Annotated in this window: 16 protein-coding genes and 1 pseudogene; 10 read left to right on the plus strand and 7 right to left on the minus strand. The window is 46.9% G+C overall.

Annotated elements, in window-relative coordinates:
• Nucleotides 1-392: 392 nt before the first annotated feature.
• Nucleotides 393-1,397, plus strand: a complete 1,005-nt coding sequence (gap, locus tag KCG55_RS04310; RefSeq protein WP_003747744.1) for a type I glyceraldehyde-3-phosphate dehydrogenase — start codon at nt 393-395, stop codon at nt 1,395-1,397.
• 95 nt (nt 1,398-1,492) lie between these two features.
• On the opposite strand, the gene tsaA is transcribed toward gap, so the two are convergent.
• Complete coding sequence (gene tsaA / locus KCG55_RS04315; protein WP_254323477.1) at nt 1,493-2,167, minus strand: tRNA (N6-threonylcarbamoyladenosine(37)-N6)-methyltransferase TrmO; 675 nt, start codon at nt 2,165-2,167, stop codon at nt 1,493-1,495.
• Between the two features lie 170 nt (nt 2,168-2,337).
• On the opposite strand from tsaA, the gene KCG55_RS04320 reads away from it, so the two are divergent.
• The 5 genes from KCG55_RS04320 to KCG55_RS04340 all read left to right on the plus strand — a co-directional run bounded on the left by KCG55_RS04320 (nt 2,338) and on the right by KCG55_RS04340 (nt 6,538).
• A complete protein-coding gene (locus KCG55_RS04320; protein ID WP_254323478.1) occupies nt 2,338-2,973 on the plus strand; it encodes a nicotinamidase in 636 nt (211 codons plus the stop codon).
• 46 nt (nt 2,974-3,019) lie between these two features.
• Entirely contained in the window at nt 3,020-3,988 is a 969-nt protein-coding gene (gene waaC / locus KCG55_RS04325; RefSeq protein WP_254323479.1) for a lipopolysaccharide heptosyltransferase I, read from the plus strand.
• Between the two features lie 184 nt (nt 3,989-4,172).
• Entirely contained in the window at nt 4,173-4,922 is a 750-nt protein-coding gene (locus tag KCG55_RS04330) for an electron transfer flavoprotein subunit beta/FixA family protein (protein WP_003686610.1), read from the plus strand.
• 10 nt (nt 4,923-4,932) lie between these two features.
• Nucleotides 4,933-5,865, plus strand: a complete 933-nt coding sequence (locus KCG55_RS04335; protein ID WP_150537069.1) for an electron transfer flavoprotein subunit alpha/FixB family protein — start codon at nt 4,933-4,935, stop codon at nt 5,863-5,865.
• A gap of 61 nt (nt 5,866-5,926) precedes the next feature.
• A complete protein-coding gene (locus KCG55_RS04340; protein ID WP_254323480.1) occupies nt 5,927-6,538 on the plus strand; it encodes an IMPACT family protein in 612 nt (203 codons plus the stop codon).
• Between the two features lie 54 nt (nt 6,539-6,592).
• Here KCG55_RS04340 and KCG55_RS04345 read toward each other — a convergent pair whose 3' ends face one another.
• On the minus strand, nt 6,593-6,904 hold the full coding sequence (locus tag KCG55_RS04345) for a DUF4298 domain-containing protein (protein ID WP_003747758.1): 312 nt from the start codon (nt 6,902-6,904) through the stop codon (nt 6,593-6,595).
• Between the two features lie 139 nt (nt 6,905-7,043).
• Here KCG55_RS04345 and purD point away from each other — a divergent pair, with 139 nt between their 5' ends.
• Both purD and KCG55_RS04355 read left to right on the plus strand, forming a co-directional pair.
• The gene (gene purD, locus KCG55_RS04350) at nt 7,044-8,315 is read left to right on the plus strand and encodes a phosphoribosylamine--glycine ligase (protein ID WP_254323481.1); all 1,272 of its coding nucleotides are present in this window, start codon (nt 7,044-7,046) and stop codon (nt 8,313-8,315) included.
• A 72-nt stretch (nt 8,316-8,387) separates the two neighbouring features.
• A complete protein-coding gene (locus KCG55_RS04355) occupies nt 8,388-8,957 on the plus strand; it encodes an L-threonylcarbamoyladenylate synthase (protein ID WP_254323632.1) in 570 nt (189 codons plus the stop codon).
• A gap of 385 nt (nt 8,958-9,342) precedes the next feature.
• Here the strand turns inward: KCG55_RS04355 and KCG55_RS04360 are convergent, their stop codons facing one another.
• Entirely contained in the window at nt 9,343-9,783 is a 441-nt protein-coding gene (locus tag KCG55_RS04360; protein WP_254323482.1) for a surface-adhesin E family protein, read from the minus strand.
• A gap of 210 nt (nt 9,784-9,993) precedes the next feature.
• Here KCG55_RS04360 and purB point away from each other — a divergent pair, with 210 nt between their 5' ends.
• Complete coding sequence (purB, locus tag KCG55_RS04365) at nt 9,994-11,364, plus strand: adenylosuccinate lyase (protein ID WP_254323483.1); 1,371 nt, start codon at nt 9,994-9,996, stop codon at nt 11,362-11,364.
• A 622-nt stretch (nt 11,365-11,986) separates the two neighbouring features.
• Here the strand turns inward: purB and msrAB are convergent.
• Nucleotides 11,987-13,605 (minus strand): annotated as a pseudogene (gene msrAB, locus KCG55_RS04370) (bifunctional peptide-methionine (S)-S-oxide reductase MsrA/peptide-methionine (R)-S-oxide reductase MsrB).
• 93 nt (nt 13,606-13,698) lie between these two features.
• Here msrAB and ftsY point away from each other — a divergent pair.
• Complete coding sequence (ftsY, locus tag KCG55_RS04375) at nt 13,699-15,231, plus strand: signal recognition particle-docking protein FtsY (protein ID WP_254323484.1); 1,533 nt, start codon at nt 13,699-13,701, stop codon at nt 15,229-15,231.
• A gap of 161 nt (nt 15,232-15,392) precedes the next feature.
• On the opposite strand, the gene KCG55_RS04380 is transcribed toward ftsY, so the two are convergent.
• The 3 genes from KCG55_RS04380 to KCG55_RS04390 form a co-directional block, all read right to left on the minus strand.
• Complete coding sequence (locus KCG55_RS04380) at nt 15,393-16,289, minus strand: polyprenyl synthetase family protein (RefSeq protein ID WP_070646462.1); 897 nt, start codon at nt 16,287-16,289, stop codon at nt 15,393-15,395.
• Nucleotides 16,273-16,500: an exodeoxyribonuclease VII small subunit gene (locus KCG55_RS04385; RefSeq protein WP_254323485.1), complete on the minus strand. Its 228-nt coding sequence runs from the start codon at nt 16,498-16,500 to the stop codon at nt 16,273-16,275. The genes KCG55_RS04380 and KCG55_RS04385 overlap by 17 nt, the downstream gene beginning before the upstream one ends.
• 135 nt (nt 16,501-16,635) lie before the next feature.
• Nucleotides 16,636-18,492 (minus strand): ribonuclease catalytic domain-containing protein, encoded by a 1,857-nt coding sequence (locus KCG55_RS04390; protein WP_254323486.1) that lies wholly within the window; start codon nt 18,490-18,492, stop codon nt 16,636-16,638.
• Nucleotides 18,493-18,513: the final 21 nt, after the last annotated feature.

The raw sequence follows: 18,513 nt of genomic DNA on the forward strand, positions 1-18,513 counted from the left end.
TTGGTTTTAAAGAAAGTTATTCCGTTATCCACAGATAGTTTGGTTCTTCATCAAAATCATCATTTTAAAAATTAAACTATTATGAATTGAAGAAAACACTGAATTATCAACACAAAATCGGCAAAATATGGAAAAATAGAACTAAGCTTATGATTTTCATAAACTTCTAAAACTTTTAAGATCGGAAAACTGTTTTTATGAAATAAAATATCAAAAAATAGGAATAATCCAATTTGCCTGATATTTTCCTACAAACAATAATTTCATGTTTTCTTTATTTAAATCAAACAACTTAAAAGTAATCATCTGTAATCCTAGAAAGTAATTTTATTTCAGGATACAATGGACTTACTGAAAAATTTTTCCCATTCCATCTAATTAGGAGTAGCAAAATGAGTATTAAAGTAGCGATTAATGGTTTTGGCCGCATCGGTCGTCTGGCATTGCGTCAAATTGAAAAAGCCCAAGGTATCGAAGTCGTTGCTGTTAACGACTTGACTCCTGCCGATATGCTGCTGCACCTCTTTAAATACGACAGTACTCAAGGCCGCTTTGAAGGCTCTGCCGAATTGAAAGATGATGCGATTGTTGTTAACGGCAAAGAAATCAAAGTATTTGCCAATCCTAATCCTGAAGAATTGCCTTGGGGCGAGCTGGGTGTGGACGTTGTCCTCGAATGTACCGGTTTCTTTACCAACAAAACCAAAGCTGAAGCCCATATCCGTGCCGGTGCGCGCAAAGTTGTAATTTCCGCACCTGGCGGCAATGATGTGAAAACCGTTGTATACGGCGTAAACCAAGATATTTTGGACGGCAGCGAAACTGTTATTTCAGCCGCTTCTTGTACGACTAACTGTCTGGCCCCTATGGCTGCGGTATTACAAAAAGAATTCGGTATTGTCGAAGGCTTGATGACCACCATCCACGCCTATACCGGCGACCAAAACACCCTTGACGCGCCACACCGCAAAGGCGACTTCCGCCGCGCCCGTGCCGCTGCCTTGAATATCGTACCGAACAGCACCGGTGCCGCTAAAGCCATCGGCTTGGTTATCCCTGAATTGAACGGTAAACTTGATGGTTCTGCCCAACGTGTTCCCGTTGCTACCGGTTCTTTGACCGAACTGGTTTCTGTTCTGGAGCGTCCTGTGACCAAAGAAGAAATCAATGCCGCGATGAAAGCTGCCGCCAGCGAGTCTTACGGCTACACTGAAGATCAAATCGTATCTTCCGACGTCATTGGTATTGAATACGGCTCACTCTTCGATGCTACTCAAACTCGCGTGATGACAGTTGGCGACAAACAATTGGTGAAAACTGTTGCTTGGTACGACAATGAAATGTCTTACACTTGCCAATTGGTTCGTACCTTGGAATTTTTTGCCAGCAAAATCTAAAGGATAACAGGCTGAATCAATCAGTCTGTGGATAATTAAAAGGCCGTCTGAATATTTCAGACGGCCTTTTGTTTGTAGATAGATTCAATTTGCAATCAGATTGTGGATAGTTTAATCACAGTGGCACATTTGTTTTCTATCCTAAACTGTACTTCATAATCCGCAATATTCATTACATAAACCCGTTCGGGAATATCTTGATAGGCAGGACGGGGATCTTGGGCAATGCTTTGCTCAATGAGATGTTTTTCTTCTGTGGATAAATGTTCTGCGAGCGTACTTTCTGCCCAGGCAACGTTCAATTCTTCAGGTTTGCCGCTGACAAAGCCTGATGATGCGTCAGGTTTGGCTTCGACAAAGGGGATGTAGGGTTTGATATCCACTACCGGAGTACCGTCTAATAGGTCTGCACCGCTGCAATAGATGCGGACAGGTTTGCCTGTTTCGATTCGTTCGAGTTTCAGCAGGGATAAACCGAGATGATTGGGGCGGTGCGGGCTGCGCGTGGCAAATACGCCCATTTTTTGTTTGCCTCCAAGCCGTGGCGGACGTACCATTTGCGCCCAACCTTCATCCAATACGCCGTGGAAAATAAAACTTATCCACACATAGTCGAAATCTTCCAAGCCCCGAACGCTGTCTGCGGTAAATTCAGGAGTGAGTTCAATGCAAATTTCTGCTGCAGGAACCAAACCGGGTTGGCGGGCAATGCCGAATTTTTGTTTGTAGGGGGAATGAACGGTTGCAATAGGCGTAATCGAATAGGACATAATTTGTGGATAAATATTCTGTGTAAACTGTCATCATATCACAGATGTTTTCCCACATTTTGCAGTAGTAATTTGTTATAATACAAAGCATTTATTCCAAATGTCCGTACATTGGCAATAAATGCTCAATTTAAATAATATAAAACAAAATCAATAGGTTAAATTAATTCATGATTGTTTCTATCGATGTAGATGCACAAAAAACGTTTACGCCTTTGTGCCTGAAAGAATTGCCTGTTGCCGAAGGTCATCTGATTGCGGATGAACTCAATACCCAAGCTGCATTGGCGGATTTACGTGTGATGACGAAAGATGCGCATCATGCTGCGGCAAAATGGCTTGTGGATAATCCTGTTGATATGTTGAAACCGACGGGTTTGCCCGATGCAGATTTGACTTGGGTGGCACATGCGATGGTTGGAACATATGGCTATGAATTGTTGGATGGCCTGCCTTCAGCCAAAGAATACGATTATTGCGTTTGGAAAGGCGTTGATCCTGAGTTACATCCTTACGGTGCATGTTTTCACGATATTGAAGAAAAGCTCAGTACAGGTTTGATCGAATGGTTGCGCTGTCAAAATGCAGATACAGTCATTGTCGGCGGTTTGGCAACAGATTATTGTGTGAAGACAACGGTTTTACAGTTGCTTAAAGGCGGGGCTTGGAAAGTCATCGTCAATCAGGCTGCTTGCCGCGGCATTGCTCCTGAAACGGTTGAATCAGCATGGAAGGAAATGCATTCTGCCGGGGCTATTATTTTAGAAAACGCCAAAGAAATAAAAAAATATATTAATAATCAATAGATTATATTTAAAATTCTGTTGTTTCACGTGAAACATTTTCCAAAATATGAAGATTTTACTTGTCCGCTTGTCCAGTATGGGCGATTTAATTCACACGTTGCCCGCAGTTGAAGATTTGGCGCGACAATGTCCTGAGGTAGAGCTTCATTGGCTGTGTGAGGCAGGGTTTGCAGATATTGCCCGCTTACATCCTTTTGTCAAAAAGGTTCATGTAATGAAATGGCGGCAATGGCGCAAACACCTTTTTCAGGCTGAAACGTGGCGTGAAATAGGTCGTCTGAAAACGGATTTGCAGGCTGAATCTTTTGATTTTGTTTTAGATAGCCAAGGACTGATTAAAAGCGCATGCTTTGCTAAAATGGCAAAATCCCCTATTTACGGCTTGGATAAACACAGCGCGCGTGAAAGTTTGGCTGCCCTTGCATACAGTAAAACGTTTGCCGTGCCGAAAGGTAAAAATGCGGTTTGGAGAAACCGTGAATTATTCGCCCAAGTATTTGGTTATACAATGCCTGAGACGCAGGTATTTGGTTTATCGGTTCCTGAATCAGGCCGTCTGAAAAATTTGCAATCCCCTTATTACGTTGCTTTGCATGCAACCAGTCGCGACAGTAAATTATGGCCGGTAGAACACTGGCGTGCATTATTGAAAAAGTTGAATGAAGAACAACAATGCAATGTATATCTGCCGTGGGGAAATGAAATCGAAAAAATGCGTTCCGAACAGATTGCAAGCGATTTACCGTTTGCTTTCGTTTGCGACAAAATGAATTTATTACAGGCTGCATTTTTATTGAAAAACGCAGAGGGTATTATTGGCGTAGATACCGGACTACTGCATCTTGCCAATGCGTTGGAAAAGCCTGTTGTAGGAATTTATACAGATACAGATCCGGCCAAGACCGGCGTTCAAGTTTCGGCTTATGCAAAAAATTTAGGCGGGATTGCTCAAATTCCCAATGTTGACGAGGTTTACCAAACCCTGATGGATTGTGTTGCAGCATACGGTAAATAATTGCTGGAGGGGTGGATTTATTTTCTGAGTAAATGCTTTAGAAATGATATAATTCCGCTCTATTTGCCAAGATTTATACAAATTTGGTTTTGTCATGTTGGTGAAAACTGAATTGGATTTTATATAAAGAATGTATCAAAAGCAGTATGCTTGATTTAATGGACATTCTTTTTAGGAGAATTGAATGAAAGCACTGGTCGCAGTAAAGCGCGTAGTGGACTACAACGTCAAAGTTCGTGTGAAAGCCGATGGTTCCGATGTGGATATCGGTAATGTCAAAATGTCGATGAACCCGTTTGATGAAATCGCGGTAGAAGAAGCTGTCCGTTTGAAAGAAGCCGGAAAAGTAAGCGAGATTGTTGCTGTTTCTCTTGGCGAGAAAAAATGCGAAGAAACGTTGCGTACTGCTTTGGCGATGGGTGCCGACCGTGCGGTTCATGTTGAGACTGATGCGAAGTTGGAGCCTTTGGCCGTTGCGAAATTGCTGAAAGCTGTTGCGGATAAAGAAAATCCGCAAATTTTACTGCTGGGTAAACAGGCAATTGACGATGACGCCAACCAAGTTGCCCAAATGCTGGCTGCGTTGTTGAATGCGGCTCAAGGTACTTTTGCATCAAAAGTGCAAATTGAAGGCGAAGAAGCATTGGTAACCCGTGAAATTGACGGCGGCGAAGAGACTGTTGCATTGAAACTGCCTGCGGTCATCAGTGCAGATTTGCGTTTGAACGAACCACGCTTTGTCAAACTTCCTAATATCATGGCGGCAAAGAAAAAACCTTTGGAAAAATTGAGTCCTGCCGATTTGGCTGTGGATATTTCTCCGCGTTTGAATACCGTGAAATTTGCCGAACCTAAAGCACGTCAAGCCGGTGTGAAAGTGGCTGATGTTGCCGAGTTGGTTGAAAAGCTGAAAAACGAAGCCAAAGTGATCTAAGGAGTATGAAATGAGCGTATTGATTATTGCGGAACATAATAACCAACATTTGAATCCTGCCACTTTGCATGCGGTAACGGCTGCCGCCAAATTGGGTAATGTAGATTTATTGGTTGCCGGCAGTAATGCTGCTGCGGTGGTTGAAGAGGCGAAACAGGTTGCAGGCGTAGCGAAAGTTTTAGTAGCCGATTCGCCTTATTACGCTGAAGGTTTGGCAGAAGAATTAGCGCCTTTGGTTGTTAAACTGGCTGCGGATTACCGCTATGTGGCTGCGACTGCAACAGCGTTTGGTAAAAATCTGTTGCCCCGAGTAGCCGCCCTGTTGGATGTGCCACAAGTTTCGGATTTAACCGAAGTTGTGGATAACTCAACATTCGTCCGTCCGATTTATGCCGGTAATGCATTTGAAACTGTTCAATCCAATTCTGAAAAGCTGGTGCTGACTTTCCGTGCAACCGCATTTGATGCTGCCGGACAAGGCGGTAATGCAGAAGTGGTCAATGTTGAGGCAATGCCTGCTCAAAACCTGAGCCGTTTCGTAAACCGTCAACTTTCCCAGTCTGACCGCCCTGAATTGACTCAGGCAAAAGTGATTGTTTCCGGTGGCCGTGCATTGGGCAGTGCTGAAAAATTCAATGAAGTATTGACTCCTTTGGCTGACGTTTTGGGTGCGGCGATTGGTGCATCCCGTGCGGCAGTGGATGCCGAGTATGCGCCAAACGATGCTCAAGTCGGTCAAACCGGTAAAGTGGTTGCGCCGCAACTGTACTTCGCTATCGGTATTTCTGGAGCCATCCAACACGTTGCCGGTATGCAGGACAGTAAAGTGATTGTCGCCATCAATAAAGATGCTGACGCTCCGATTTTCAATGTAGCAGATTACGGCTTGGTTGGTGATTTGTTTGAAGTTGTGCCTCAACTGACTGAAGCACTGAAAAACTAATGTTTCACGTGAAACGTTCAGACGGCCTTTTATAACGAAGGCCGTCTGAAAATATTTTGGCATGATTACGACCTATAAAACCATTACCAATCCGACACAGGCTGAATTTAAAGATAAAGGCAGCCGCTTCATCGCATACGCCTATCCGATCCGCACTTTGGCCGATGTTAAGAAGTATCTCGACCCATTAAAGGAAGAACATCACAAGGCAAGACATTGGTGTTACGCCTATCGATTGGGTGTGGATGGAATGCAGTTTCGCGCAAACGATGATGGAGAACCGTCCGGAAGCGCGGGTCGCCCTATTTTGGGACAGATTGATTCTGTCGGCGTAACGGATGTGTTGGTTGTGGTTGTGCGCTATTTTGGCGGTACGCTATTGGGTGTTCCCGGTCTGATTCATGCTTATAAGGAATCAACAGCTCAGGCATTGGCGATAGCTGAAGTTGTTGAAAAGAATGTCGAAAAGACAATTTGGTTGAAGTGTGAATATCCTGTTTTGAATGAGGCTATACGGATTGCCAAACAATATCAGGCCGATATTGTGGAACAGGATTTGCAGCTGGATTGTAAGTTGACAGTGAAAATAGCATTGGCAGATTATGAAGCTTGTATTGCTGCTTGGAAAAATACGCGCCAAATTGAAGTAGATACTGAGAAGCCGTTTGAATAGAAGGTCGTCTGAATATATTTGAGAAATCAAAAGTTTCAGACGGCCTTTGATGTTTTAGCCTTGGTATCTGTCTAAAGCATTTACGCTTGAGCGCAGGTGTTCCCAAGCCAGTTGATGAAATTCCCCCAGTGCGTTCCATAGGGCATCTTCGCTCATAATGCTGTATTCGCCCTGTGTGCGCAAATCAACATCTGCCCCTTCTTCAATGGCTTGATGGCATGCTTGGTATTCGTTGGTATAGAAGTCATCCATGTCTTGCATGAGGCTTGCAGCATGTTTCCAGCGGGCGATATCTGCTTCCAGTTGCGGCAGTAATTCGCACCATTCGCGGTATTTGCTTTGAATTTCGTCAATACGTTTTTGCATAATTTTCCTTTCGTTGTTTGAAATTAGAGTATGGTTGTCTTGGTGCGATATTATTCTTAATTTGAAACAGCTAGGCAAGATGGAACAATATTCCATCGATTGAATTTTATTTACAACATCTATTCTTCAAGGAGATGGTATGAAATTGCTCGTTATTGGTAATGGTGGACGTGAACACGCACTGGCTTGGAAATTGGCGCAGTCGTCTAAAGTAGAAACTGTCTTTGTTGCACTTGGTAATGCCGGAACGGCAATTGAGCCTAAACTTCAGAATATCGCATTAACGGCGCATCAAGATTTGATTGATTTTTGCCGTAATGAAAATATTGCCTTTACCGTAGTCGGCCCTGAAGCTCCTTTGGCGGCGGGCGTGGTGAATGACTTCCGTGCTGCCGGATTGAAGATTTTTGGCCCGACTCAATACGCGGCTCAGCTGGAGAGTTCAAAAGATTTTGCTAAAGCATTTATGGCAAAATATAAGATTCCAACCGCGCAATACCAAACCTTTGAAAATGCCGATGCGGCACATGATTACGTCAACCAAAAAGGTGCACCGATTGTTATTAAGGCGGATGGTTTGGCTGCCGGTAAAGGCGTGATTGTCGCCATGACTTTGGATGAAGCCCATGCCGCTATCGACGATATGTTGTTGGGCAACAAAATGGGTAATGCAGGCGCGCGAGTCGTGATTGAAGATTTCCTGCAAGGCGAGGAGGCGAGCTTTATCGTTATGGTGGACGGCAATCATGTTTTGCCGATGGCAACCAGTCAAGACCATAAACGCCTGCTGGATGACGACAAAGGCCCTAATACTGGTGGCATGGGCGCGTACAGCCCTGCTCCGGTGGTGACGCCTGATGTGTACGAGCGCGCGATGAATGAAATTATTTTGCCGACTGTGGCCGGTATGAAAGCAGAAGGTCATGAATTTACCGGCTTTTTATACGCGGGCTTGATGATTGATAAAACCGGTGCGCCTTATACCATCGAATTTAACTGCCGTTTCGGCGATCCTGAAACCCAGCCAATCATGAGCCGTTTGGATAGCGATTTGGTGGATTTGGTTGAAGCGGCAATCGATGGCAAACTGGATAGTGTTGCTGCTGAATGGAATCCGCAGACTGCAGTAGGCGTGGTATTGGCCGCACAAAATTATCCTGATTCTCCGAAAAAAGGCGATGTGATCTTCGGCTTGGATAAGGCCAATCAAATCGGTAAAGTTTTCCATGCCGGTACTGCGACGAATGAAAAAGGCGAAGTGGTAACCAACGGCGGCCGTGTATTGTGTGTAGTCGGTTTGGGCGATGATGTTGCCCAAGCTAAGAGCAAGGCTTATGAGGCATTGGAAACAATCCGCTTTGACGGTATGCAATACCGTAAAGACATTTCCGATAAAGCCATCAACCGTTAATAATGAATAGAAACAGGCCGTCTGAACACAGATTGTCCGACAATCTCAGTTTCAGACGGCCTTGGTATTATGATGATGTTCCCCAGAATTTTATCGGCTGCAGCCCAACGCAGGCTGCAGGCGCATCTTAAAAAAGGCGGTTTGGTCGCCTATCCTACCGAGTCTTGCTATGGCTTGGGCTGTGTCCCTACTTTGCCCAAAGCACTCAATCAACTGATCCATCTGAAAAAACGACCGCAACACAAAGGCATGATTGTCATAGGCCATAGTTTGGAACAGTTGCAACCTTTACTGCAAAGGCCGTCTGAAAATATCCAAACCATGTTGCATGAAGCATGGCCGGCTCCGAAAACTTTTTTATTGTTGGTCGGCAAAAAAGTATTGCCCTCATTGCGTGGGAAAGGACGCAGTAAATTGGCTGTCAGGGTTCCTGCGCATGCAGGTGCAAGGCGTTTGTGTCAGGTTTTGAAAATGCCTTTAGTCTCTACTTCATGTAATCGTGCAGGCAAACGGGCGTGCAAAACGGAAAGGGAAGTCAGAAGACAATTTGGCAGGAAAGTCTGGGTTGTAGGCGGATTGATAGGTAGGCAGAAAATGCCTAGCCAGATTATTGACGGAGAAACGGGGGCAAGGCTGCGTTAAAGAAGGGCTGTATTATCAAAGGAAAGGTATTTATTTGGAGAAGAAAATTTTTTCCAAAAGATTGGAATACCTTTGTGAAAAGTATTTAGCGCAGATCCAGTTTGATGCATAGCAGTCTGTAAATACAGCTCGATTAAGCAGATAGTAAGTCAGTAAATAGAGTAGAAAGCAGTATTTTGTGAAATGCTCTTGCAAAGGATGAAGCAAATTTTGAGCGTAAATAAATCGCTGTAATAAATTATTTTTGAATAAACAAAATTTGTGGATAAATTTGAAGATAAATTTACATCAAAACATAAAAAGGCCGTCTGAAACTTGATATTCAAAGCATTCAGACGGCCTTTTAAATATTTAAACTGTGGATAACTTTGTGAATAAGTGTGGATTAAAGCTTATGTCCGCACACAGTTTCGTATTGTTTTTCAGTAATCGTGCCGCTCATGACGCTCATTGGGCGGATGCTGGTCGGCGTATAGCTTTGGTTGGAAATCACCCGGCCGTGTTCGTCCATCAGTTGCAGCGCTGCCAGGCGATAGGTTTTGTTTGAGCAATGAATTTCCCAGTTGCCGATGGCTGTTTTATAGGCCGGCGTATTGACGAAACGTTCCTCTTTCAGTTTGGAAACGGTTTTTTTATCGCGGAAAGTAACCAGTACGCCATTTCTTTTAATGCTGCTTCTATCAATGGCCACTTTGATATTGCCTTCAGAGATGGTGCCGATATTGGTCCAGCTGCTACCGCCGCTTGAAGTGGTGGTTGTTTCACAGGCACTCAACATCAAAGCCGCAAATACGGTTGCAGCTAGGGAAAAACGTTTGATATTCATAAAACCTCATTATTTACAAAAAGTAAGCCGATATTATCCGTGAAGATGGCATATATCGTAAATCGATTTTGCAAAGTTGAACCTCTGAAAAGAATTTTATGAAAAATACGCCTAAAAGGCCGTCTGAAACCTGTTTTTCAGACGGCCTTGGAGTGTAAAATCATGTATAATTGCAAACAATTTGGTTTTCATCCCATAGGAAGATCCGACATGATTAACCCTATCGCTGCACTTTCCCCGTTAGATGGCCGCTACGCCAAATCCGTTGAAGCATTGCGTCCGATTTTTTCCGAATACGGCCTGATGCGTGCGCGTGTCAAAGTTGAATTAAACTGGCTCAAAGCCCTTGCCGCCGAGCCTAAGATTGTAGAAGTTCCTGCTTTCAGCGATTTTACGCTTGCCGAAATCGACAAAGTGATCGAAAACTTCTCGCTTGAAGATGCCGCCGCCGTCAAAGCCATTGAGGCGACCACCAATCACGACGTTAAAGCCATCGAATATTGGCTTAAAGAACGCTTCTCCGGCGTGCCTGAAGTGGCAGCTGCCAGCGAGTTCATCCACTTTGCCTGCACCAGCGAAGACATCAACAACCTGTCCCACGCTTTAATGCTGCAAGAAGCGCGTGAGGCTGTTTTGCTGCCGAAACTGGCCGAAATCATCGAGAAGTTGACCGGCATGGCGCATGAGTTGGCTGCCGTCCCTATGATGAGCCGCACGCATGGCCAACCTGCTACACCAAGCACACTGGGTAAAGAAATCGCCAATGTCGTGTACCGCCTGCAACGTCAGTTTAAAAACCTGCAAGTGCAAGAGTTTCTCGGCAAAATCAACGGCGCAGTCGGCAACTACAATGCCCATATGGTCGCTTATCCCGATGTGGATTGGGAAACCCATTGCCGCAACTTCGTTGAAATCAGCCTCGGCCTGACCTTCAACCCCTACACTATTCAAATCGAGCCGCACGACTATATGGCGGAATTCTTCCAAGCCATCAGCCGTGTCAACACGATTCTGATTGACTTCAACCGCGATGTTTGGGGCTATATTTCTTTGGGTTACTTCAAACAAAAAGTCAAAGCAGGCGAAGTCGGTTCTTCCACCATGCCGCACAAAGTCAATCCGATTGACTTTGAAAACTCCGAAGGCAACCTTGGTATGGCCAATGCCGTATTGGGCTTTTTGTCTGAAAAACTGCCGATTTCCCGTTGGCAGCGCGACCTGACCGACAGTACCGTATTGCGCAATATGGGTGTAGGCGTGGGCTATACCGTATTGGGTTTTGCCGCCCATCTGCGCGGTCTGAACAAGCTTGAACCGAATCCTGCCTCCCTTGCTGCCGATTTGGACGCTACTTGGGAGCTGCTGGCCGAGCCGATCCAAACCGTAATGCGTCGTTACGGCGTGGCCAATCCTTACGAGAAGCTAAAAGACCTGACACGCGGTAAAGACGGCATTACGCCTGAAGTGTTGAAACTCTTTATCGAATCGTTGGAAATTCCGGCAGAAGCCAAAGCCAAATTGCTTGAGCTGACCCCTGCGTTGTATGTGGGCAAAGCCGAAGAGTTGGCAAAACGAATTTGATTTATAAAAAAGCCATTTGAAGATTCAAATGGCTTTTTTTGAATTAAATATATAGTATGAAAATGATGAAGAAAGTTTTAAATGTTTAAATATTTTCTAAGTAAGGAAAATTCGATTGTATGGTTACCAATCGGCTTGTTAGTCAGTATATTACATTTTTATGGAAAAATTCCTTTTAAAGAGATATTTGATACTTTCATGGGTTTGACTCTCATATATGTATTATTGGCATATCTTCATTTTCTTAGGTTTCTACAATTATGTAATTTTCCGTATCTTGTTTCTATTCAAATAGAGGCAAGAATTATTGATGTTTTAAATAGTATTGTCTCTTTTCTAATTGGATTCTCGATATGTACAAGTTTTTTTATACTCTTTTGGAAAGAAAATTCTAAAGGATATCTCTTTCTTTTCTTTTTTGATATTGAGGTTCTATTGTTTACGATGCTTCCTATATACTTGTATTTATGGAAAAAAATTAGAGATAAAAAAATTAAATATATTTTGATATCAGTAATGTATTTAATATTTTCTATTGCATCATTTTATGACATGACTAAATAAATTATAAATTTAAGGCCGTCTGAAATCTTTTTCAGACGGCCTTTTTCGATTCAAACCGTTATTTCACTTTGTCTTTCAATGCACCGTAGCCGGCTGCGTCCATTTCTTCTAAAGGAATGAATTTCAAACTTGCGCCGTTGATGCAATAGCGCAGACCGCCTTTGTCTTTCGGACCGTCGGCGAAGACGTGTCCTAAGTGCGAATCGGCGGCGTGGCTGCGCACTTCGGTGCGGCGCATGTTGTAGCTGAAATCGTCGTGTTCGGTAACGGCGGCGGCGTTAATCGGGCGGGTGAAGCTCGGCCAGCCGCAGCCGGAATCGAATTTGTCGGCGGAGCTGAACAGGGGTTCGCCGCTGACGACGTCCACATAAATGCCGGGTTTGAACAGATGGTCGTATTCGTGGCTGAAGGCGTATTCGGTCGCGCTTTTTTGGGTAACTTGGTATTGCTCTTCGGTCAGGAGGCGTTTGAGTTCGGCATCGCCGGGTTTTTTATAGGTTGCCGCGTCAAAGCCTTTGCCTTGCGGGGCGGCTTTGGTTTTACCCGGTAGCGGTTCATCAGCTTTGCGGATGTCGATGTGGCAATAGCCGTTGGGGTTTTTAATCAGATAGTCCTGATGGTATTCCTCAGCGTTGTAGAAGTTTTTCAGCGGCTCATTTTCGACAACGAGGGCTGTTGGTATTTTTGCTGCTCGCGTTTGAGCGTGGCGGCGATAACGGCTTTTTCGGCAGGGTCGGTGTAGTACACGCCGCTGCGGTATTGCGTGCCGATGTCGTTGCCTTGTTTGTTGAGGCTGGTCGGGTCAACAACGCGGAAGAAATATTGCAGGATGTCGTCGAGGCTGAGTTTGTCGGCATCGTAGGTGACTTTGACGGTCTCGGCATGGCCCGTGTCGCGGTAGGACACGTCTTCGTAGCTCGGGTTTTGCGTTTTACCGTTGGCGTAGCCGGATACGGCGTCAACCACGCCGTCTATGCGTTGGAAATAGGCTTCCAAGCCCCAGAAGCAGCCGCCGGCGAGATAGATAGTGCGCGTATTCATGATTGCTGAATCCTTTTTCTGTGTGTCGGGTTTGTAGAACGAGTTTTTCAGACGGCCTATATCGGCATTCGGGTCGCGGATTAAAGCCAATGCCTGCGCTTCGTTGATGCTGCCTTTGACGATGCGCTGCACGTCGCCGTCTTTACCGATTAACGCCCATGAAGGGTAAACACTGATATTCAGGCTTTGGGCGATGATGCCGCCGTTGTCAGTCACGACGGGCAGCTTGGGATAGTTCAAACCGGCATACCATTTCTGGAAGTCGCCATCTTTTTTCTCGTGCAGAAAACCGGGCGAGGCAACGGTAATCAGGTTGGCAGAACCGAATTTTGCATCTTGCGCCCATTTTTCGGTTTGTCCCAATTCGGACAAACACAAAGGACACCAACTTGCCCAAAATTTAATCAGGGTGGGTTTGTCTTTTTTCAGAAAAACGCTGGCAGGGCGGTTGTCAGGGGTTTTCAACGAGGACAATGCCTGCGGTATGGTTGCGGCTTCGGTATCCATCATTTTGGATGAGCAGGCGCCAAGCGCAAGCAGGCAGCCGAACTTGGTGCAAAGTGAAAATAATGTGCGGGATTCATCTCTATGTTTCCTGTGTGGATGGTTTGTCTTGTTAGACGTTGGAAATGCCAAAACCTGACAACCTTGATTTTCAGACGACCTTGCCACGTAAAATACGCTACAATACTCCTTATTTCAAGTTTCTAAAATTAAAAGGAAAATTTAATGTTCAGCTTCTTCCGTCGCAAGAAAAAACAGGAAACTCCGGCTCCTGAGGAGGCTCAAGTTCAGGAAACCGCAGCAAAAGTAGAATCTGAAGTTGCTCAAGTAGTTGAAAATATTAAAGAAGATGCCGAATCTTTAGCAGAAAGCGTCAAAGGGCATGTTGAATCAGTTGTCGAATCGGCTGTTGAAACTGCCAGTGAAACCGTCGAACAGGTTCGGGAAGCTTTAACCGAAACGCCGTCTGAAACAGTTGAGAAAGTAGAAGAACACGTTGAAGCGGCAAAAGAAGCGGCCGTTGAAACCGTCAGCGAGGCTGTTGAACAGGTTCAAGAAACCGTTGTCGAGATACCGTCTGAAGTAGCTGAGGCTGCTGAAGAAATGGCAGAACAGACTGAAGCCGTAAAAGAAGCAGCTGTTGAAACCCTCAGCGAGGCTGTGGAACAGGTTCAAGAAACCGTTGCCGAAATGCCGTCTGAAGTGGCCGAGGCTGCTGAGGAAGTAGCAGAACAAGCCGAAGCGGTCAAAGAAGAAGTTGTTGAAGCAGTTAGCGAAGCTGTCGAGCAAGTTCAAGAAGCCGTTGCGGAAACATCGGCTGAAGCCCCTGCTCCGGTAGAAGAATACAAGCTCAGTTGGGCCGCGCGTTTGAAACAAGGCTTGACCAAATCACGCGATAAAATGGCAAAATCGTTGGCAGGCGTGTTCGGCGGCGGGCAAATCGATGAGGATTTGTACGAAGAGCTGGAGACCGTGCTGATTACCAGCGATATGGGCATGGAAGCCACCGAATACTTGATGAAAGACGTGCGCGACCGTGTCAGCCTCAAAGGCCTCAAAGACGGCAACGAATTGCGCGGTGCGCTGAAAGATGCGCTGTATGACTTGATTAAGCCGTTGGAAAAACCGCTGGTCTTGCCCGAAACGAAAGAGCCGTTCGTCATCATGCTTGCGGGCATCAACGGCGCGGGCAAAACCACATCTATCGGCAAATTGGCCAAATACTTCCAAGCACAGGGTAAATCTGTATTGCTGGCAGCAGGCGATACTTTCCGTGCCGCCGCGCGTGAGCAGCTTCAAGCTTGGGGCGAACGCAACAATGTGACCGTGATTTCGCAAACTACGGGCGATTCCGCAGCCGTTTGCTTCGATGCCGTCCAAGCTGCAAAAGCGCGCGGGATCGACATCGTGCTTGCCGATACTGCCGGCCGTCTGCCGACGCAGCTTCATTTGATGGAAGAAATCAAAAAAGTGAAGCGCGTGTTGCAAAAAGCCATGCCTGATGCGCCACATGAAATCATCGTCGTGCTTGATGCCAACATCGGTCAAAACGCCGTCAACCAAGTGAAAGCCTTTGACGAAGCGCTGGGTCTGACCGGCCTTATCGTCACCAAGCTAGACGGTACGGCTAAAGGCGGTATCCTTGCCGCCCTTGCCTCTGACCGTCCAGTTCCTGTCCGCTATATCGGCGTAGGCGAAGGTATCGACGATTTGCGTCCGTTTAATGCCAAAGCGTTCGTAGATGCCCTATTGGATTAAACAGACAGGCTGAGGCTTGTAAACGCAGTTTGCAGGAGATTTCTGAGCCGTATTTTGAAAGGCTCTGCATTCGGTATGGGATACCCAAGCCAAACAGGCTGTTAAAAAGGCCGTCTGAAACCTAAAATCAGGTTTCAGACGGCCTTTATTTATTTACGGGTTTAGTTTTTCCGTGCGGTAACAAACTCGGCCAGTTGGCGCAGGCGCAGGGCTTTGTCGCCGAATGGCTCAATCAGGGCAACGGCTTCTGCAATCAGCGTTTCTGCGTAAGTACGCGCGGCGTGCAGGCCCATCAGTTTGACGTAGGTTGGTTTGTCGTTGTCCGAGTCTTTACCGGCGGTTTTGCCCAAGGTAGCGGTATCGGCTTCGCAGTCCAATACATCGTCGATCACTTGGAAAGCCAGGCCCAATTTGGCGGCGTAGTGGTCTAAGGTTTGGATTTGCGCCGGTGTTAAGTCTGGGCAGGAAAGTGCGCCTAAGGCCACGGCCGCGCGGATGAGCGCGCCGGTTTTGAGGCTGTGCATCTGTTCCAACTCAGCCTGATTCATGGCTTTGCCGACATTGGCAAGGTCGATGGCTTGTCCGCCCGCCATGCCGAGGCTGCCGGATGCCTGGGCCAGCGTGGACAACATGGCAAGCTGGCGTTCGGCAGGCAGGCCTGTCGGACGGCTCAGTACATCAAAGGCTTGGGTTTGCAGCGCATCGCCGACCAAAAGGGCGGTTGCTTCATCGTATTGCACATGGCAGGTCGGTTTGCCGCGGCGCAGGCTGTCGTTGTCCATCGCCGGCATATCGTCGTGAACCAACGAATAGACGTGTACCATTTCGATGGCCGCCATGGCTTGCTCGACGGCATTTTGGTTTGCTTCACCCAATTCGGACGCGGCAAGCACCAAGAGCGGGCGCAGCCGTTTGCCGCCGCCGAGGGTAACGTAACGCATGGCTTCGTGCAGCGTGTGCGGCACTTGGCTTTCAGACGGCAAAAAATGCGCCAGCAGCAATTCGGTTTGTGCTTGGGCTTTTTGCTGCCATGTTTTGAGTTCATTCGCCGGGTTCAAGGTTCAACTCCTTCAGTTCGCCGGCATCCAATACTTGCAGTTTCTGCTCGACTTCCGCTAATTTGGTTTGGCAGTATCTGACCAATTCGTTGCCTTCCTGATAGACGGCCAAAGCGTCTTCCAGCGGCATTTCGCTGCTTTGCATAGCCTGGGTCAGGGTTTCGAGGCGGGATAAGGCTTCTTCAAAGGATTGGGGGGCGTTTTTTTTCATGGTTTGAAATGATGGGCAGAAAAGGGGAATTGTAGCATTTTTAGATGATGAAGGCCGTCTGAACAGGGGTGAAAACGAAATCAAAGATTTCTGTTTCTTCGTTCAGACGGCCTTTTTTCAAACGGAATAACGTTATCAGCCCGGTAAAACGGCTTTTTGATAGTTGAGCGCGATAAACTGCTTCTCGGCATCCAATTCAGTGATTTTGAACAATGCCTGCGATTTGGGCAGCGCGTCAAACGGAATACCGGTCGCGCGCGTTACCAGCGGCAGGCCTTCAATGCGGACGAGGTCTTCTTTGAGGATGGTGGCCGTCAGCTCGCTCGTGCCTTGCTGTTGCAGATAGACGAGGCTCCAGTAGGCTTCCATCTGGCGTTGGAAGTCGGCATAGGCTGTATAGGCGGCATCAAAGTCGCGCAGTGCGGCGAAAAGCTCGGCATCGCTGTTTTGATACAGCGGCTCGGCCGTGTCGTCGATCAGGCTGATTAGCTGCTTTTGGTTGATGTAGTCGGCGGCGCGGCGCAGCGGCGAGGTAAACCAGCCATAATGCTGCACGCCCATGCCGATGTGCGGCTCGGATTTGGTGCTCATGCGCACTTTGCCTGCCGGTTGGACGCGGAAAAGACCGGGCAGCTCGTTTTCATCCAGCATTTGCGCCCAAGTGCTGTTGGCAAGAATCATCATCTCGCTGACCAGCGTATCGATGGGCGAACCGCGTTCGCGGCGGACGACGGATACGTTGCCTTCTTCATCCAATTCGATGCTGTAATCGTATTGCGGCGCACGGTCGGGCTCGTATTTGCCGCGCGCTTTTTGCAGGGCGATGGCAAATTGATAAAACCAAATCAGGTCTTGATGGTGGGCGAACATCATTTCGCCCGCTTCGTCCAAGCCGGTTTCGGTATTGAAATGCGGCTCGATGGTTTGAATGCGCAGGTTTTCGGCGATGTTGACCGCTTCGATTTTGCAGGTTGGTGCGCCGACGTTGAACTCGCTGTCCACATTGAAATAAATGCTGATGGAAGGGCGGTATGCGCCTGCATCAAGGCTGAACGCGGCAATCCAGTTTTCGGGCAACATAGTGATTTTGCCGCCGGGGAAATAAACCGTGCTCAAGCGTTCCATGATGTTTTTTTCCATTTTGTCGCCTTGTTTAATGGCAAGCGACGGCGTGGCAATGTGGATGCCGACGCGTTTCATGCCATTGCCCAAGTCGGTCAGGCTTAAAGCGTCGTCCACTTCGGTGGTCGATTCGTCGTCAATGGAAAAGGCGGTAACGTCAGCCTTGGGCAAGTCGGGCATTTCAGGAAGCGGAAGGTCGGGGAAGCCTGTTCCTTTGGGGAAATATTTGATTTCAAACCCGTCTTGCAGGTATTGGGGAATGGACGTAATGCCGCCCGTTTTTTTCGCCAGTTCGTAGGCTGAGATTTTCAGCTCGTCGGCGGCTTTGGTAAAGGCTTTGTAGGTCAGCGACTGCTTGTCGGGCGCGTGTAAGATGGTTTTCAAATCCGCCGCGATTTCAGACGGCATCTCGCCGCGTTTCAAGGCTTCCGCCCAAGCGTCGATTTGCGCGTCTTGCTGTTTTTTGCGTTCGATGGCGGCAAGCGCTTGTTTTAAGGTTTCTTCCGGCGCGGCTTTGAACACGCCTTTGGCTTTTTTGTAGAAATACATCGGCGCGGCGTAAAGCGCAATCAAAGTCGCCGCCAGCTCGGTTTTGGTCGGTGCATGGCCGTAATATTCTTCGGCGATGGCTTCGGCGGTAAATTCCTCTTCGCCGCATACTTCCCACAATAAATCGGTGTCGATGTCCGCCGCCTGTGCCTGCGCGTTCTCCAAAAACGCCGCCATATCGCCGTCAAACTCGGCAAAGACATTGTTTGCCTTCACTTTGGTGCGTTTGCCGTGTTGGGTATCGACTTGGTAGGTGGCGTCGTTTTTTTGGACGATGGAGGCAACTTTGAATTGGCCGGACTCTTCGTAAAAGATATTCATTTTTTTAGGATTTTATGATTT

The organism is Neisseria subflava, assembly GCF_024205745.1.
GTDB lineage: Bacteria > Pseudomonadota > Gammaproteobacteria > Burkholderiales > Neisseriaceae > Neisseria > Neisseria flavescens_B.